Origin of the sequence: Curtobacterium sp. MCBD17_008 (assembly GCF_003234475.1) — a bacterium.
Lineage (GTDB): Bacteria > Actinomycetota > Actinomycetes > Actinomycetales > Microbacteriaceae > Curtobacterium.
On record NZ_QKTK01000005.1, the window covers coordinates 59,209 to 76,112 of the forward strand.

15 protein-coding genes are annotated in these 16,904 nt (G+C 71.0%); 12 read left to right on the top strand and 3 right to left on the bottom strand.

Features of this window, described 5'->3' with window-relative positions:
* Positions 1–230 precede the first annotated feature (230 nt).
* The 4 genes from ileS to ndk are packed head-to-tail and all read left to right on the top strand — an operon-like array spanning position 231 to position 5,808.
* Complete coding sequence (ileS, locus tag DEI95_RS06615; RefSeq protein WP_111059758.1) at positions 231–3,488, top strand: isoleucine--tRNA ligase; 3,258 nt, start codon at positions 231–233, stop codon at positions 3,486–3,488.
* Positions 3,485–4,942, top strand: a complete 1,458-nt coding sequence (locus DEI95_RS06620; RefSeq protein WP_111059759.1) for a folylpolyglutamate synthase/dihydrofolate synthase family protein — start codon at positions 3,485–3,487, stop codon at positions 4,940–4,942. The genes ileS and DEI95_RS06620 overlap by 4 nt, the downstream gene beginning before the upstream one ends.
* On the top strand, positions 4,939–5,355 hold the full coding sequence (locus tag DEI95_RS06625) for a DUF4233 domain-containing protein (RefSeq protein ID WP_111059760.1): 417 nt from the start codon (positions 4,939–4,941) through the stop codon (positions 5,353–5,355). Before DEI95_RS06620 ends, DEI95_RS06625 begins: the two co-directional genes overlap by 4 nt.
* Before the next feature lie 33 nt (positions 5,356–5,388).
* The gene (ndk, locus tag DEI95_RS06630; RefSeq protein WP_110823828.1) at positions 5,389–5,808 is read left to right on the top strand and encodes a nucleoside-diphosphate kinase; all 420 of its coding nucleotides are present in this window, start codon (positions 5,389–5,391) and stop codon (positions 5,806–5,808) included.
* 98 nt (positions 5,809–5,906) lie between these two features.
* Here the strand turns inward: ndk and DEI95_RS06635 are convergent, their stop codons facing one another.
* Both DEI95_RS06635 and DEI95_RS06640 read right to left on the bottom strand, forming a co-directional pair.
* Positions 5,907–6,773 carry a thioredoxin domain-containing protein gene (locus tag DEI95_RS06635; protein ID WP_110823829.1) on the bottom strand — a complete coding sequence of 289 codons (867 nt, stop codon included), beginning with the start codon at positions 6,771–6,773 and terminating at the stop codon, positions 5,907–5,909.
* A 100-nt stretch (positions 6,774–6,873) separates the two neighbouring features.
* Positions 6,874–7,479: a vitamin K epoxide reductase family protein gene (locus tag DEI95_RS06640; protein WP_110890527.1), complete on the bottom strand. Its 606-nt coding sequence runs from the start codon at positions 7,477–7,479 to the stop codon at positions 6,874–6,876.
* A gap of 324 nt (positions 7,480–7,803) precedes the next feature.
* Between DEI95_RS06640 and DEI95_RS06645 the strand changes: the two genes are divergently transcribed.
* Positions 7,804–11,046 (top strand): Rne/Rng family ribonuclease, encoded by a 3,243-nt coding sequence (locus tag DEI95_RS06645; RefSeq protein ID WP_220036628.1) that lies wholly within the window; start codon positions 7,804–7,806, stop codon positions 11,044–11,046.
* 1 nt (position 11,047) lies between these two features.
* The gene (locus DEI95_RS06650; protein ID WP_110890529.1) at positions 11,048–11,698 is read left to right on the top strand and encodes a hypothetical protein; all 651 of its coding nucleotides are present in this window, start codon (positions 11,048–11,050) and stop codon (positions 11,696–11,698) included.
* A 66-nt stretch (positions 11,699–11,764) separates the two neighbouring features.
* On the opposite strand, the gene DEI95_RS06655 is transcribed toward DEI95_RS06650, so the two are convergent.
* A complete protein-coding gene (locus DEI95_RS06655) occupies positions 11,765–12,034 on the bottom strand; it encodes a DUF4031 domain-containing protein (protein WP_110890530.1) in 270 nt (89 codons plus the stop codon).
* A 209-nt stretch (positions 12,035–12,243) separates the two neighbouring features.
* Here DEI95_RS06655 and rplU point away from each other — a divergent pair, with 209 nt between their 5' ends.
* The 6 genes from rplU (at position 12,244) to DEI95_RS06685 (ending at position 16,895) form a co-directional block, all read left to right on the top strand.
* Positions 12,244–12,552 (top strand): 50S ribosomal protein L21, encoded by a 309-nt coding sequence (rplU, locus tag DEI95_RS06660; protein WP_110823834.1) that lies wholly within the window; start codon positions 12,244–12,246, stop codon positions 12,550–12,552.
* 15 nt (positions 12,553–12,567) lie between these two features.
* Positions 12,568–12,819, top strand: coding sequence for a 50S ribosomal protein L27 (gene rpmA / locus DEI95_RS06665; RefSeq protein ID WP_071257351.1), 252 nt, complete (start codon positions 12,568–12,570; stop codon positions 12,817–12,819).
* An 85-nt stretch (positions 12,820–12,904) separates the two neighbouring features.
* Positions 12,905–14,470 carry a GTPase ObgE gene (gene obgE, locus DEI95_RS06670; protein ID WP_111059761.1) on the top strand — a complete coding sequence of 522 codons (1,566 nt, stop codon included), beginning with the start codon at positions 12,905–12,907 and terminating at the stop codon, positions 14,468–14,470.
* Between the two features lie 13 nt (positions 14,471–14,483).
* Positions 14,484–15,299: a glutamate 5-kinase gene (gene proB, locus DEI95_RS06675; RefSeq protein ID WP_110890532.1), complete on the top strand. Its 816-nt coding sequence runs from the start codon at positions 14,484–14,486 to the stop codon at positions 15,297–15,299.
* A gap of 88 nt (positions 15,300–15,387) precedes the next feature.
* Positions 15,388–16,653 (top strand): glutamate-5-semialdehyde dehydrogenase, encoded by a 1,266-nt coding sequence (locus DEI95_RS06680; protein ID WP_110823837.1) that lies wholly within the window; start codon positions 15,388–15,390, stop codon positions 16,651–16,653.
* 41 nt (positions 16,654–16,694) lie between these two features.
* Complete coding sequence (locus DEI95_RS06685) at positions 16,695–16,895, top strand: hypothetical protein (RefSeq protein ID WP_110823838.1); 201 nt, start codon at positions 16,695–16,697, stop codon at positions 16,893–16,895.
* Positions 16,896–16,904: the final 9 nt, after the last annotated feature.

Sequence of the window (16,904 nt, forward strand, 5' to 3'; positions counted from 1 at the left end):
GGTAGAGTCGGTCCCACAGGCATCGATCCGGCCATCACCGGGGAGCCTCCCGGAAGAACACGGCACCGACGGGGTCGTCACTAGAACCGGGCGGGTTCGGGACCGACACCACCCCGACGCAGAGTGGTCACGAGCAGGCGTTGCGCGCCGGTCCGTGGCAAGCGAGGTGGTACCGCGGAGCGCAGGCTCCGTCCTCGTGGTCCAGTTCCACCGACCTCCAGGAGCCTCCCGTGCGGTACCCGCTGAACTCCGAACCCGACGGCGTGACCCCGTCCCCGTCCTTCCCCTCGGTCGAGGACGGCATCCTCGCCTTCTGGAAGGGCGACGACACCTTCCGTGCCTCCATCGCCCAGCGCGAGGGCTGCGACGAGTGGACCTTCTACGACGGCCCGCCGTTCGCCAACGGCCTGCCGCACTACGGCCACCTGCTGACCGGGTACGCGAAGGACGTCTTCCCGCGCTACCAGACCATGCGTGGCAAGCAGGTGCACCGCCGCTTCGGGTGGGACACCCACGGTCTGCCCGCCGAGCTCGAGGCGATGCGGCAGCTCGGCATCACCGAGAAGCACGAGATCGACGCCATGGGCATCGACGTCTTCAACGCAGCCGCCAAGCAGTCCGTCCTGCAGTACACCGACGAGTGGCAGCAGTACGTCACCCGCCAGGCGCGCTGGGTCGACTTCGAGGACGACTACAAGACGCTCGACGTCACGTACATGGAGAGCGTCCTCTGGGCATGGAAGACGCTGTGGGACAAGGGCCTGGCGTACGAGGGCTTCCGGGTCCTGCCGTACTGCTGGAACGACCAGACCCCGCTGTCGAACCACGAGCTCCGCATGGACGACGACGTCTACAAGATGCGTCAGGACCAGTCCGTCACGGTCGCGTTCCCGCTGACCGGTGCGCGTGCGGAGGAGCTCGGGCTGACCGGCGTCCGCGCCCTCGCCTGGACGACCACCCCCTGGACGCTGCCGACCAACGCTGCGCTCGCGGTCGGTCCGGCGATCGCGTACGCGGTCCTGCCGGCCGGGCCGGGAGGCGCGGCTGACGGTGGCGCCGCCGGTTCCGCGACGTACCTGCTCGCGTCCGACACGGTCGCCGCGCACGCGAAGGACCTCGGCTACGCCTCGGTTGAGGAGGCCGTCGACGCCGTCACCCGGACGATCGAGGGCCGGGAGCTCGACGGCGTGACCTACGAGCGCCTGTTCGACTTCCTGTCGGAGACCGAGGGCATGGAGAACGGCTGGAAGGTCCTCGTCGCCGAGTACGTCGAGACGGGCGAGGGCACCGGCATCGTGCACCAGGCCCCGGCCTACGGTGCCGACGACCAGGAGGTCTGCGCGGCCGCGGGCATCCCCGTGGTGCTCTCCCTCGACGAGGGCGGCCTGTTCACGTCGCAGTTCGGCGAGGTCGCCGGGATGCTCTGGTCCGACGCGAACAAGCCGCTGACGAAGGCCGTCCGTGACGCCGGCCGGCTCCTCCGCCAGGCGTCGTACGAGCACAGCTACCCGCACTGCTGGCGCTGCCGCAAGCCCCTCATCTACAAGGCCGTCTCGTCGTGGTTCGTCCGCGTCACCGAGTTCCGTGACCGCATGGGCGAGCTCAACCAGGACATCACCTGGGTGCCGGACAACGTGAAGGACGGCCAGTTCGGCAAGTGGGTCGGCAACGCCATCGACTGGTCGGTCTCCCGCAACCGCTACTTCGGTACGCCCATCCCGGTGTGGGTCTCCGACGACCCGGAGTACCCGCGTCAGGACGTCTACGGCTCGCTCGAGGAGATCGAGCGTGACTTCGGTCGCCTGCCCCGGAACGCCGAGGGCGAGGTCGACCTGCACCGGCCGTTCATCGACGAGCTGACCCGACCGAACCCGGACGACCCTACCGGGAAGTCGACCATGCGCCGGATCACCGACGTGTTCGACGTCTGGTTCGACTCCGGCTCGATGCCGTACGCGCAGGTGCACTACCCGTTCGAGAACCGGGAGTGGTTCGACACCCACAGCCCGGCGGACTTCATCGTGGAGTACATCGGGCAGACCCGCGGCTGGTTCTACGTCATGCACGCGCTGTCGACCGCGCTGTTCGACCGTCCGGCGTTCACGAACGTGATCAGTCACGGCATCGTGCTCGGCTCCGACGGGCAGAAGATGTCGAAGAGCCTGCGGAACTACCCGGACGTGTCCGAGGTGTTCCACCGCGACGGCGCCGACGCGATGCGCTGGTTCCTCATGTCGTCGTCGGTGATCCGCGGCGGCAACCTCGTCGTCACCGAGGAGGGCATCCGACAGGGCGTCCGCGAGTTCCTCCTGCCGCTGTGGTCGACGTACTACTTCTTCACCCTCTACGCCAACGCGTCGGGGGAATCGGGGTACCAGGCGAGCCGCAGCACCGCGAGCACCGACGTGCTCGACCGGTACCTGCTCGCGAAGACCCGTGTGCTCGTCGCCGACGTCACGACGCACCTCGACGCGCTCGACACCCCGCTGGCCGCGCAGGCGATCCGCGACTTCGCCGACGTGCTCACCAACTGGTACGTCCGGCGGTCGCGGGACAAGTTCTGGGCCGGCGCGGAGACCTCCGCGGAGGCCCGTGCCGCGTTCGACACGCTGTTCACGGTCCTCGAGACGCTCGCCCGGGTGGCGGCGCCGCTGGCACCGCTCGTGACCGAGGAGGTCTGGAAGGGCCTGACCGGTGACCGCAGCGTGCACCTGACCGACTGGCCGTCGCCCGACGAGTTCCCCGCCGACGACGCCCTGGTCACGGCCATGGACCGCGTGCGGGACGTCGCGTCGAAGGGCCTCGCGCTCCGCAAGGCGACCGGCAAGCGCGTCCGTCTGCCCCTCGCCACGCTGACGCTCGTCGTGCCGGACACCGCGGCCGTCGAGCCGTTCGCGGACATCCTCCGCGACGAGCTCAACGTCAAGCGCGTCGTGCTCGAGCAGCAGGCCGAGGAGTCCCTGGCGCAGTACGGCATCGAGCGGAAGCTCACCGTCAACGCCCGCGCTGCCGGCCCCCGCATCGGCAAGGCCGTGCAGCAGGTCATCCCGGCCGCCAAACGGGGCGACTGGACCGCGACCGAGACCGGCGTGACCGTCGGCGGCATCGACCTCGTCGAGGGCGAGTTCACGCTCGACCTCACCGTGGCCGACACGTCCAAGGCCGTGGCGTTCCTCGACGGCGGCGGGTTCGTTGTCCTCGACACCGTCACCACGCCGGAGCTCGAAGCCGAGGGCATCGCCCGCGACGTCGTCCGTGCCGTGCAGCAGGCCCGACGCGACGCCGGTCTCGACGTCGGTGACCGCATCGTCCTGACGCTCCGTGCGGACGAGACGGCAGCAGCCGCGATCGGCGTGCACGAGACGCTCATCGCGAACGAGACCCTCGCCGGCGGAGTACAGGTCGTGCCCACGACGTTCGGTCAGGACGAGGACACCGTCGCGGTCGGCGACGGAGCGAAGGTGACCGTGGAGGTCCAGCGCGCATGAGCGACAGCAACGAGTACGAGATCCCCGCGGAGGACGCAGACGGGATCGAGATCCCCGTCGGTCCGGCGGGCGACACCGCTCCCGGCGAGGAACTGCCGTACGGCGGGGACGACGACGAGGTCCGGCGGGTCGAAGCGGCGCTCATGGCCCGGATCGGGGAGCAGGCACCCGAACGGCGTCTGACCGCGACCCGTCGTGCCGTCGAGCTCCTGGGCGACCCGCACCTGGCGTACCCGGTCATCCACATCACCGGGACGAACGGCAAGACGTCGACCGCCCGGATGACCGAGAGCATCGTCCGCGCCCACGGGCTCCGCACCGGACTCATGACGAGCCCGCACCTGGTGTCGATCCGGGAGCGCATCGTCATCGACGGCGAGCCCATCGAGCCGAGCCGGTTCGTCGAGAACTGGGACGACATCACCCCGATCCTCGAGATGACCGACTCCGAGCTCACCGCGAAGGGTGAGCAGCCGCTGACGTTCTTCGAGGCGCTGACCGTGCTGGCGCTCGCGTGCTTCGCCGAGGCACCCGTCGACGTGGCCGTGATCGAGGTCGGCATGGGCGGCGAGTGGGACTCCACCAACGTCGTGCAGAGCCAGGTGCAGGTGTTCACCCCGATCGCCATCGACCACGCAAAGCAGCTCGGCAGCACCGTCGCCGAGATCGCCCGGACGAAGTCGGGCATCGTCAAGCCGTCCTCGTCCGTGGTCACGAGCGCGCAGACGCCCGAGGCCCTCGCGGAGCTCGAGCGCGCGGCCGAACTCACCGAGTCGGCCCTCGCGGTGGAGGGGTCGGCGTTCCGGGTCACGAGCGACACCCCGGCCGTCGGCGGGCAGCTCGTCAGCGTGCAGGGCATCGCGGGCGCGTACGACGACCTGTTCGTGCCGCTGTTCGGCGCGCACCAGGCGCACAACGCGGCCGTCGCGATCGCCGCGGTCGAGTCGTTCCTCGGCCGCGGCAGCCAGGCCCTCGACGAGGACGTCCTCAGCGAGGGCCTCGCGAACGCGACGAGCCCGGGCCGCCTGCAGCCGATCGCGACCGGGCCGACCGTCGTGGTCGACGCCGCGCACAACCCGCACGGTGCCAAAGCCCTCGCCGACGCGCTGCCGGTGGCGTTCCCGTCGGAGCACGTCGTCGGCGTCGTCGGGATCCTCCGCGACAAGGACGCCCGCGGGTTCGTCCGTGCGCTCAAGGACACCGTCGCGACCTTCGTCGTGACGCAGCCGCCGGGGGAGCGTGCACTGGACGCGGACGAGTTCGCCCGGGTCGTCGTCGACGAGGTCGGCAACGACCGGGTCGTCGTCGAGCCGTCGCTCGCCGGCGCCCTGCAGGAGGCCCGTGACCTGGCCGACGACGCGGACGCCGAGGACGCCATGGTCCTCGTCGCCGGGTCGATCGTCATGGTGGGCGCGGTCATGGACCTGGTGCACCGGGAAGGCGGGACGAAGTGACGGACGCAGGGCGTGCCTCCCGGCCGCCGCGCGCTCCGCGGGTGCGGCGCCCGCGTCGTGACCGCGGAGCCCGCGAGAGCCTGCTGTCGATCACGCTCGGCCTCGAGGCGTTCATGTTCTTCTTCCCGATGCTCGTCGTCTACGGCAAGCAGACGCTGCCGGCCGCCGTCGCCTTCGGCGGGGGCATCGCGGCGATCGTCGTGCTCCTCCTCGCGTCCCGGATGACCGGTTCCCGGGCCGGTGTAGGGTTCGGGTGGCTGCTGCAGGCGGCCATCCTCGCCACCGGGTTCATCGAGCCCTTCATGGTCGTGGTGGGCCTGGTGTTCCTGGCGTTGTGGGTCTTCTGCTTCGTCAAGGGCGGTCAGCTCGACCGGCAGAACGCCGCCCGTCGTGCCGCACTCGGCGAGGACTGATCCATCCCACCTCGAACCGCAGGGAGTCCCGCTGTGTCCGAACTCGAAGAGACCCTCGTCCTCGTCAAGCCCGACGGCGTCGCCCGCCAGCTCACCGGTGAGATCCTCCGCCGGATCGAGGCGAAGGGCTACGAGATCGTCGACCTGAAGATGCTGACCGCGCCGCGCGAGCTGCTCGACAGCCACTACGAGGAGCACCAGGGCAAGCCGTTCTTCGAGCCGCTCGTGGAGTTCATGCAGTCCGGCCCGCTCGTCGCCGTGCGCGTCGCGGGCAACGGCGTCATCGCCGGTTTCCGCTCGCTCGCCGGCACCACCGACCCGACCTCGGCCGCCCCCGGCACCATCCGCGGTGACCTCGGTCGCGACTGGGGTCTCAAGGTCCAGCAGAACCTCGTGCACGGCTCCGACTCGGCCGAGTCCGCCGCCCGCGAGCTCGGGCTCTGGTTCGCCTGATCCGACTGACCTGTCCCGGTCCGACGGTGTCCGACCGGGACGACGACGGCCCCCGCACTCCTCGGAGTGCGGGGGCCGTCCTCGTACCGGCGCTCGGGTTACTTCGCGGACGCGCCGTTCGCCTCGACGAAGGCGGCGAACGCCTGGGCGTCGGCCCACGAGTTCGTGCCCTGGCCGTTGTACTGCTTGCCGTTGACGATGACGGTCGGGGTGCCCGTCAGTTTCGGCAGGTCGGAGTTCGGCAGCGGCTCGGTGAGCGCGCGGTTCGTGGCGTCGGCGACCCAGCCCGCGAACTCCTGGTCGGTGATGCAGGACTGCACCTTCTCGTTCGTCGCGCCGGCCTGCTTCGCGATGTCGGCCAGCTTGTCGTTGCTCAGCCCGCGGGTGTTCTCCGACGGCTGGTTCTCGTAGAACGCGCTGTTGACGTCGAGGAAGGCCTCCGGGTCGTAGTTCGCGACGCAGGCCGCGGCGGCGGCGGAGCGGGTCGAGTACTTCGAACCGAGCGAGGCGCGGTCGAGCAGGTTGAACGGGTGCACCTCGAGCGTGGCCGTGCCGTCCTGGACCCACTGCTTGATCTGGTCCATGTTCCCGGTCTCGAACTGGTTGCAGATCGGGCACATGTAGTCCTCGTACACGGTGATGTTCGTGACCGAGTCGTCCTGCTTCGTCGGCGTCGGCTCCCCGCCCTCGGGGATGGCCTTCGTCTCGACGGGCACGATCTTGCCGCTCTCGCCGGTGAGGACGATACCGTCGCTCGCCATGTTCTTCGGGCCCGGGCCGACGGGCTGGATCGAGTTCGCGATCACGAGCACGACGACCGCGACGACCGCGAGCGACCCGACGATGATCGCGCTGATCGTCAGCGTCTTGTTCCGACGCCGGCGGGCCTGCTCCTTCTGGCGGGCCTCGCGGGCACGCTCGCGCGCAGCGTTCCGGCGCGCCTTCTTGCTCTCGTTGTCGCTCATCGGGAACGAGCGTAATGCCCGCGGGCGTCGGGACCGGGCCCTGGCGCTGGGAAGCACCCCGGAATCCGGTGACACGTCATCTCGTCGACCGCTGCGGGCGTCAGAGCGTCGTCAGCACCGTCGGGAACTTCACGAGGATCACCACGACGATGAACAGGTAGTTCGCCAGCGGGAACGCCCAGCAGAAGGGCAACAGCGCGCGTCCGACGCGACGGGCCCCGTTGCCGAAGGGCAGGTTCCCCTTCGCGAGGTTCCAGATCGTCAACACCCAGAACATCGGGATCGTCATCGCCCAGACGAGCATGCACCAGGGGCAGAGGTAGCCGATGAACCAGACGGTCTGCGTGAACAGCCAGGTGACGAAGACCCAGGCCAGGAACACGCCCGCGTTGAAGACCGTCCAGAACCACCTCGTCCCGCGGAAGCCCGCGAGGAGCACCACGCCGACGGCGATCGGGGCGACGAAGCCCATGAGCCCGAGCAGCGGGTTCGGGAACCCGAAGAGGTGTCCCTGTGCGCTGGCCATCACGTTCGAACAGTTCACGAACGGGCTGACGTCGCAGGACAGGACGGCCTTCGGGTTCTCGTACTTCTCGAACTCATCGAGGACCAGTCGGAACGCCGCGTACAGCCCGACCACGCCGGTGACGAGCAGCAGGATCGCGACGGCGACGGGGCGGCGGGGAGCGACAGGCGTGGAACTCACGGCGTCATCTTCGCACGGGGCTCCCGGCGTTCTCCGTGACCGCGTGCGATGATGGGGGAGTCACCCGGCCGATCCGGGCGACGACGAGAACTTGCCGGGCCACCGCCCGGACGTGATGGTGCTGTGAGAGAGCACCGTGACCGGACGACGCGTCACCTCCGACGCCGAGCCGCCGTGAGCCGGGTGCCCACGACGACGGACGCGGAGAAGACGGACCGGTCACGCAACAGCAGCGAGCGCGGGGGCGGAGTCGCCGCCCGCACCGAAACGAGAGAATTCCCGCCACCCACCGGGTGCGTGCGGGGTCGAGGAGTGCACCAGTCCATGGTGGATCAGAACGAGAACCAGAACCAGAACACCGACGACGCGCCGAAGCGCCGGACCCGCCTCTTCGGCGGCCGTCGCGCCCGGTCGGGCGGCCTGGAGGCCCACGAGCCGTCCGACGTCGCAGCGGACGCCGTCGACACGGACGGTCCCGACGCCGCGGCTGACGACGTCGCGGAGACGCTCGACATCGCCGAGACGGTCGACGTCGCCGAGACGGTCGACGTCGCCGAGACGGTCGACGTCGTCGACGGCGCGGACGTCATCGACACCGCCGACGTGACGGACACGGCCGAGGCGGACGTCGAGCAGACGTCCGAGGCCGACGAGCTCGTGCTCGACACCGCCACCGGTCCCGTGCCCGTCGCGGTCGACACGTCCTCGGGTGCGGGCACCGCGCCCGACGACGTCAGCACCCTCACCGGGGACGCCACCGTCGCGGACACGGCCGGCACCGCCGCGCAGGCCGGTACCGCCGCGCCGACCGACACCGCTGCGCAGGACGAGACGGCTGCGCAGGACGAGACGGCTGCGCAGGACGAGACGGCTGCGCAGGACGAGACTGCCGGCCAGGACGACACGGTGGCCGGTCCGGACGGGACCGGTTCCGCACCGACCGCCGGCGCGGCGGACGCGGGCGACGAGGCGGACGCGGAGCGGGCCTCCCGTCCGGACCGGACCGGCGAGACGGCCGAGCCGACGCCCGCCGAGCCGTTCGTCCCGAAGGCCACGAGCACGCTCAGCCTGATCTTCCACGCCCCGGTGCTGCCCGACCTGCCGGCCCGCCCCGAGCGCGACCGCTCCGGCCGCGACCGGTACGAGCGCAGTGAGCGTCCGGAGCGCGGCGGCCGCGGTGACCGCCACGACCGCGCGGACCGTTTCGACCGCGACGACCGGGACGACCGCCCCGAGCGGACGGAACGCCCCGACCGGAGCGACCGCTGGGACGACGAGGACCGTGACGAGCAGGGTGGCGGCCGTCGTCGCACCCGCCGCCGGGGGAGCAGCAGCGACCGCGAGCAGGCCGAACCCCGCCGCCGCGAGCCGGAACTCATCACCGAGCCGCAGCGCATCAAGGGCTCGACCCGCCTCGAGGCGAAGAAGCAGCGTCGTCGCGACGGCCGTGACGCCGGGCGCCGCCGCCAGGTCGTGACCGAGGACGAGTTCCTCGCCCGTCGCGAGAGCGTCGACCGGCAGATGATCGTCCGGTCGAGCTCCTCCACGATCGAGATCGGCGTGCTCGAGGACAACGTCCTCGCGGAGCACTACGTCACGAAGTCGCAGAACGTCTCGCTCATCGGGAACGTCTACCTCGGCAAGGTGCAGAACGTCCTGCCGTCGATGGAGGCCGCCTTCGTCGACATCGGCCGCGGCCGCAACGCCGTGCTCTACGCCGGCGAGGTCGACTGGAACTCGGTCGACACCAGCCACGGTCGTCGCATCGAGGCCGCCCTCAAGCCGGGCGACAAGGTCCTCGTGCAGGTGACGAAGGACCCGGTCGGCCACAAGGGCGCCCGCCTCACCAGCCAGGTGTCGCTGCCGGGCCGCTACCTGGTCTACGTGCCGAACGGCTCGATGAACGGGATCTCCCGCAAGCTGCCGGACACCGAGCGTGCCCGTCTCAAGAAGATCCTCAAGGAGGTCCTGCCCGAGCACGCCGGCGTCATCGTGCGCACCGCCGCCGAGGGTGCGACCGAAGACCAGCTGACCCGCGACGTGCAGCGCCTCACCAGCCAGTGGGAGGCCATCGAGAAGAAGGTGCAGAACGGGCAGGCCCCGGTCATGCTGCACTCCGAGCCCGACCTGCTCGTCAAGATCGTGCGTGACGTCTTCAACGAGGACTTCACGAAGCTCATCATCGACGGCGAGTCCGCCCGCCAGACGATCGACGAGTACCTCACCGCCGTGGCGCCGGACCTCAAGGACCGCGTCGAGCTCTACGACGGGCCGGACTCGTTCGAGGAGTACCGGCTCAACGAGCAGATCGAGAAGGCGCTCGACCGCAAGGTCTGGCTGCCCTCCGGTGGGTCGCTCGTGATCGACCGCACCGAGGCCATGACGGTCGTGGACGTCAACACGGGCAAGTTCGTCGGCTCCGGGGGCAACCTCGAGGAGACGGTCACGAAGAACAACCTCGAGGCCGCCGAGGAGATCGTCCGTCAGCTCCGCCTGCGCGACATCGGCGGGATCATCGTCGTGGACTTCATCGACATGGTGCTCGAGGAGAACCGCGACCTGGTCCTCCGGCGCCTCGTCGAGTGCCTGAGCCGCGACCGGACGAAGCACCAGGTGGCGGAGGTCACCTCGCTCGGCCTCGTGCAGATGACCCGCAAGAAGATCGGCGTGGGCCTGCGCGAGTCGCTCGACGAGGTGAACGCGAAGGTCAACGACAACAACGCCGACCCCGGTCCGACCAAGGGTCGCCGCAAGGCGCGCAGCGGCAACGGCAACGGCAACGGGTCGAACGGCGGCAACGCCACGACCGAGCAGAAGTCGTCAGCACACCAGATCACCGACGACGTGAAGCACGCGCTGTCCCGGATCGCGGCGTCCACCATCACGCACGAGGAGTCCGGTGCGCCGCTGACCGGCATCGCCGCGACGGTGTCGCCGGCGTCCCCGGTGTCGGTCGCGTCGCCGACCTCGCCGGTCGCCCCCGCGGCGGAGACGCCGGCCGAGTCGACGGGCGGGTCGAAGCGGCGCCGTCGTCGCGGGAGCCGAGCCGGGGACCTGCAGCAGGCACCGGCGCAGCAGGCTCCGGTCGCCGAGCAGGCGTCGACGCTGGAGACGCCCGCGCCCGAGGCCGTCCTGCCCGGCACGACGGCCGGCGCCGACACGACCGACACGCAGCCGGAGGTCCCCGCCCCCGCAGAGCAGCCCGTCGCGCCGGCACCGGTCGCGCAGCAGCCCGCCGTGTCCGAGCCGGCTCGCCAGGCCGCACCGAAGGAACGCCCCGCGGGTCGTCGTCGGGTCAGCTCGTCGGCCGCGATCACGCCGGCCGACACCACGGTCGCCATCCTCGACATCCCGGTCGGGGTCGCCAAGCGCGAGCCGCGACGGGTGAGCGAGGAGGCCGCGGAGTCGCTGCTCGACTCGGTGCTGCAGGCGCTCCCGGAGCCGAAGCAGCCCGGTCAGGGTCGTTCCCGCTCGCGTCGCGTGTCCTCGGGCAGCATCAGCGCACCGGCCAGCCCCGCCGGGACCGACGGCACCGAGGACGACGGCACCGTCATCGTCGGACGGTGAGGTGACCGACGAGCAGCCGACGGCTGGTCGCGGCCCGGTCCCGGGTCACGACCAGCCCGGTCCGGGCTGGGGTGCGGTCCCGCCGCCGCGGTCGCACGCCGACCCGGCTCCGGCCGCCCCGGTCCGCGCCGCCGTCGTCGCGCCGGGCGCGTCCACGCTCGCCACGACCGGGGCCGCCCTGACGGTGGTCAGCGTCGTCCTGGTGGAGTTCGTCGCGGGTCTGGTGGGCCTGGTCGGCACGAGCACGATCGTCGGGCCCTTCCGGAGCCACGGCGGGACGAGCCTGGTGGAGGCGTTCGTGCAGAGCGTCTTCGTCACCCGGTTCCCGTTCCACCTGGCGGCGTTCCTCGTGCTCGCCTTCCTCGCGCCCGTCGTGCCGAGGGTGCCGCTGCCCGTGGTCCTGCTCCGCGTCCTGCTCGCCGGTGCGGGCGGGACCCTCGCCCTCGCACTCGTGGGCCTCGTCCACGGGGTGGCCGAGGCCGCCGGGCAGGGGACCGTCGGACAGGCCCTCGGGCGCCTGCTCGTCGACGCCGTCACCACGCCGGTGCAGATCGGGCTGCCGCTCGCGCTGATGTCCCTCGGCTCGTCGACGGTGGCGTGGCTGTGGCTCGGACGCGCACGTCGCCGTCCGGCGGGAGCCCCGCGGGCCTGACGACCCGTTCCGGAGGCCCACTGGCGGCGTGCCGGCACCCGCGGTCGTCTGCAGCAGACGGTCGTGTCAGTGGCGCTTGTCGCGCTGCGGCACCCGCAACCCGCTCGCGATGAGCCGCAGCACCAGCTCGCGACCGGTCACGGGGGAGGCCCCGGACGCCACGAGTTCGTCGTACCGGGCCTGCGGCACGTCGTAGTGGTCGTGGTCGAACGCCCGTCGCGGGACGCCCGCGCGGTCGGCGAAGGCATGCAGCTCGTCGTAGGATGAGTCACTGACCAGGTGTGACCAGAGCGTGTCGTGCGCGGGCCAGGCCGGGGGATCGATCAGCACGGTCATCCCGCCATGGTACGTGTGTCGGCGTTTGACCCACCTGGTCGGATCGAGTATTCTCGATCCCTGGTGTCAGCGGGCCGTTCTGCCTGCGTCGCCGATCGACTCGGGGCGACCTGGGACCCGGGTGAACCGGGATCCGGGGCAAGCCGGATGGATCGCGCAGAAGTGGGCACCCGAGACTTCCCTCAAGCAGAGTTACGTAAGGAATCCACGTGGTTTACGCAGTAGTGCGCGCCGGCGGCCGTCAGGAGAAGGTCGAGGTCGGCTCGATCATCACCATCGACCGCATCAAGGCCGACGACAATGGCAACATCGACCTCGCGCCGGTGCTCCTCGTGGACGGGGACAAGATCACCTCCGCCGCGGCCGAGCTCGCGAACGTGACGGTCACCGCCGAGGTCCTCGCCGATCTCCGCGGCCCGAAGGTCATCATCCAGAAGTTCAAGAACAAGACCGGTTACAAGAAGCGCCAGGGCTTCCGCGCGGATCTCACGCGCGTCAAGGTCACCAAGATCGCGTAAGGCGGAGGTAGAGACATGGCACACAAGAAGGGTGCGAGTTCCACTCGCAACGGTCGCGACTCGAACGCACAGCGCCTCGGCGTGAAGCGCTTCGGTGGCGAGGTCGTCAACGCCGGTGAGATCATCATCCGCCAGCGCGGCACGCACTTCCACCCCGGCGCGAACGTCGGCCGCGGTGGCGACGACACGCTGTTCGCCCTCTCGGCCGGTTCGGTCGAGTTCGGCACCAAGGGTGGCCGCAAGGTCATCAACATCGTCAACGCGTAGTCACCGACGATCAGTTCAGCGGGAGGGGCAGGCCGTGTGCCTGCCCCTCCCGCTGTTTTCCCGTACGACAACCAGGAGTGAACCCATGGCGACGTTCGTCGACCGCGTGACCCTGCACCTGACGGCAGGCAACGGTGGCAACGGCTGTGTGTCCGTCCGTCGTGAGAAGTTCAAGCCCCTCGCGGGCCCCGACGGCGGCAACGGCGGTGACGGCGGCGACATCGTGCTCGTCTCCGACCCGCAGGTCACGACCCTCCTGGGCTACCACCGCTCGCCCCACCGCTCCAGCCGCAACGGCCAGCCGGGCATGGGCGACCACCGGAGTGGTGTCAGCGGTGAGACGCTCGAGCTCCCCGTCCCCGTCGGCACGGTCGTGTACGACGAGGACGGCGAGGTGCTCGCGGACCTCACCGAACCGGGCATCCGCGTCGTCGTGGCGCCCGGCGGCCAGGGCGGGCTCGGCAACGCCGCACTGGCGACCACGAAGCGCAAGGCCCCCGGGTTCGCGCTGCTCGGCACCGACGGCTGGAGCGGAGACGTCAGCCTCGAGCTGAAGACCATCGCCGACGTGGCCCTGGTCGGGTTCCCGAGCGCGGGCAAGTCCTCGCTCATCGCCGCGGTCTCGGCAGCGAAGCCGAAGATCGCCGACTACCCGTTCACCACCCTCACGCCGAACCTCGGCGTCGTCGAGTCCGGCACGACCCGGTTCACCGTCGCCGACGTCCCCGGCCTGATCGAGGGCGCGTCGGAGGGCAAGGGCCTCGGGCTCGAGTTCCTCCGCCACGTGGAGCGCTGCGAGGCCCTCCTGCACGTGATCGACTGCGCGACGCTCGACGCCGGCCGCGACCCGGTGAGCGACCTCGACGTCATCCTCCGCGAGCTCGAGCAGTACCCGGTCCCCGAGGGACAGGTTCCGCTCCTCGAGCGCCCGCAGCTCATCGCGTTGAACAAGATCGACGTGCCGGACGCCGCGGAGCTCGCGGCCTTCGTGACCGCGGAGTTCGAGTCGCGCGGCTACCGGGTCTTCCCGATCTCGACCGCGTCGCACAAGGGCCTGCGCGAACTCACCTTCGCCCTGGCCGACGTCGTCGAGCAGGCGCGGGCCGAGCGTGCCGCCGAGCCCGAGGTCGAGCGCATCGTCCTGCGTCCGAAGGCCGTCGACGAGAAGCCCTTCACGGTCCGGGCCGAGGGCGGCGAGGAGCACCGCTTCTACCGCGTCCGCGGCGCGAAGCCGGAGCGCTGGGTCCAGCAGACCGACTTCACCAACGAGGAGGCGATCGGCTACCTCGCCGACCGGCTCGCGAAGCTCGGTGTCGAGGACGGCCTCTTCAAGGCCGGAGCCGTCGCCGGGTCCACCGTCGTGATCGGTGGCGACGGCGGGATGGTCTTCGACTGGGAGCCCACCCTCACCTCCACCGCCGAGCTCATCACGAGTGCACGCGGCACCGACGCCCGACTCGACCTCAACGCGCGCCCCACTCGCAACGAGCGGCGTGCCGACTACTTCGAGCGGATGGACGCGAAGGCGGCCGCCCGCGCGGAGCTCGAGCAGGAGCGCCGCGCCGGGCTGTGGCAGGACGACGACGCCACCGACGCGGGCGTGCCCGACACCGCCGCGTCCGTCGAGCAGGCAGCAGCCGAGCGGGACTGACCCGGGAGCGACGATGACCGACACGACCGAGCGCACCGCCGGACCCGTCACCGAGCGGGCCGACATCCCGCGCGCGCGACGGATCGTCGTGAAGGTCGGGTCCTCCTCGGTCAGCGGGGACAACGCCGGGCAGATCGGCCCCCTGGTCGACGCGTTGGTCGGTGCGTACCGACGTGGGACCGAGGTCGTGCTCGTGTCCTCGGGTGCGATCGCGACGGGCTTCCCCTTCCTCGGCCTGGACGGCCGGCCGGACGACCTCGCGACCCAGCAGGCGGCCGCCGCGACCGGGCAGGCCGTCCTCGTGTTCCGGTACCAGAAGGAACTCGACCGCCACGGCGTCACCGCGGCCCAGGTGCTGCTCACCGCCGGCGACCTGCAGAACCCGACGCACCGCGTGAACGCCCGCCGTGCGATGAACCGGCTGCTCGAACTCCGGGTGCTCCCGATCGTCAACGAGAACGACACGGTCGCCACCCACGAGATCCGGTTCGGTGACAACGACCGGCTCGCGGCACTGGTCGCCCGGCAGCTCGAGGCCGACGCCCTCGTGCTCCTGTCCGACGTCGAGGCCCTGTACACGAAGCCGCCGGAGCAGCCCGGCGCCACCCGCATCGACGAGGTCCCGTTCGGCGACGAGCTCGCCGGCGTCACCTTCGGCTCGATCGGCGCGGCCGGGGTCGGCACCGGGGGAGCCGGCACGAAGGTCGCGGCCGCGCGACTCGCCGCCGAGGCCGGCACCGCGGTCCTCGTCACGGCCACCGCGCTCGTCGAGCGAGCCCTCGGCGGCGAGCACGTCGGCACCTGGTTCCGGGCCGCACCACGCGCCTGAGCGCGGGTCGTCGACGGCCTGGAGGCGCGCCTCCCGTCCGTGTGCACAGGTCGCGTCACGCGGGTGGTCGCCGGTCTACCATCGGTCCATGTCCCGCACCGCCCCCGCTCTGACCCTGGTCGACGTCCTGACCGCCGCACGCTCCGCGTCGACGGCGCTCGCGACCGCGACGACCGCCGTCAAGGACGCCGCCCTTCGGGCGATCGCGCTCGAGCTGCGTGCGGGCACGGCCGAGATCGTGACGGCGAACCACGAGGACCTCGTCGCGGGGGAGGACGCCGGCCTGTCGTCGGGTCTGCTCGACCGACTGCGGCTCGACGTGGCCCGGGTCGATGCTCTCGCGGACGCCGTCGAGCACGTCGTCGGCCTGACCGACCCGGTCGGCCAGCACGTCCGGGGATCGGTCCTGCCGAACGGCCTGCAACTCACGCAGGTCCGCGTGCCGTTCGGGGTCGTCGGCGCGATCTACGAAGCACGACCGAACGTGACCGTCGACATCGCCTCCCTGGCCCTGAAGTCCGGCAACGCGGTCGTCCTGCGCGGCGGGTCGGCGGCGCAGCGGACGAACGCGGTCCTGGTCGCACGGATCCAGGACGCCGTCGCCTCGGTCGGACTCCCGCGGGAACTGGTCCAGACCATCGACGAGTTCGGCCGGCAGGGCGCGACCGAGCTCATGCGTGCCCGTGGGCTCGTCGACGTGCTCATCCCGCGGGGGAGCGCCTCCCTGATCCAGACCGTCGTGACCGAGTCCCAGGTGCCGGTGATCGAGACCGGGGCCGGGGTCGTGCACGTGTTCCTCGACGAGTCCGCGCCGCTCGACCGGGCCGTGGACATCGTCCTGAACAGCAAGGTGCAGCGGCCGAGCGTGTGCAACGCCCTCGAGACCCTGCTGGTGCACGAGCGGGCCGCGGAACGGCTGTTGCCCGTGCTCGCCGACCGACTCCGTGGCGCCGGGGTGACCCTCCGTGGCGACGACGCCACCCGGACGATCGTGCCCGGGGTCCTGCGCGCGACCGAGGCCGACTGGGCGACCGAGTCGATGGACCTCGACCTGTCGATCCGGGTCGTACCGGACGTGGACGCAGCCATGGCGCACATCGCCCGGTGGTCGACGCACCACACCGAGTCGATCGTGACGAACGACGTCGACACGGCGGAGCACTTCCTGGCCGGGGTCGACTCCGCTGTCGTCATGGTGAACGCCTCGACCCGGTTCACCGACGGGGGTGAGTTCGGTTTCGGGGCCGAGGTCGGCATCTCGACCCAGAAGTTGCACGCCAGGGGGCCGATGGGGCTCCCGGAGCTCACGAGTACCAAGTGGCTCGTGCGCGGGCAGGGACACATCCGCGGCTAGGATGGTCCGGAGTCTTCCTCGACCGATCGGAGCACTGCCAGATGTCACTCCTCGCTGAGGCCGCCGAGCACGCGGCCGGCGTCCCCGCGATCGTCTACCCGATCGTCGCCGCCTGCTTCTTCACCTTCCTGGGCTTCGTCACGTGGAGCTTCCGCGACGTCGCCTACCGCCACTCGCACAAGTTCCAGGCCACCCGGCAGCACGAGACCGGCGTGGACGAGTTCGGCCACTCGAAGATCTGACCAGCCCCC

Coding starts and splice junctions, on each gene's coding strand:
- DEI95_RS06685 (WP_110823838.1), top strand. CDS start 16,695: ATGTCACTCCTCGCTGAGGCCGCCGAGCACGCGGCCGGCGTCCCCGCG.
- DEI95_RS06680 (WP_110823837.1), top strand. CDS start 15,388: ATGTCCCGCACCGCCCCCGCTCTGACCCTGGTCGACGTCCTGACCGCC.
- DEI95_RS06635 (WP_110823829.1), bottom strand. CDS start 6,773: ATGAGCGACAACGAGAGCAAGAAGGCGCGCCGGAACGCTGCGCGCGAG.
- DEI95_RS06655 (WP_110890530.1), bottom strand. CDS start 12,034: ATGACCGTGCTGATCGATCCCCCGGCCTGGCCCGCGCACGACACGCTC.
- rpmA (WP_071257351.1), top strand. CDS start 12,568: ATGGCACACAAGAAGGGTGCGAGTTCCACTCGCAACGGTCGCGACTCG.
- DEI95_RS06645 (WP_220036628.1), top strand. CDS start 7,804: ATGGTGGATCAGAACGAGAACCAGAACCAGAACACCGACGACGCGCCG.
- DEI95_RS06620 (WP_111059759.1), top strand. CDS start 3,485: ATGAGCGACAGCAACGAGTACGAGATCCCCGCGGAGGACGCAGACGGG.
- obgE (WP_111059761.1), top strand. CDS start 12,905: ATGGCGACGTTCGTCGACCGCGTGACCCTGCACCTGACGGCAGGCAAC.
- proB (WP_110890532.1), top strand. CDS start 14,484: ATGACCGACACGACCGAGCGCACCGCCGGACCCGTCACCGAGCGGGCC.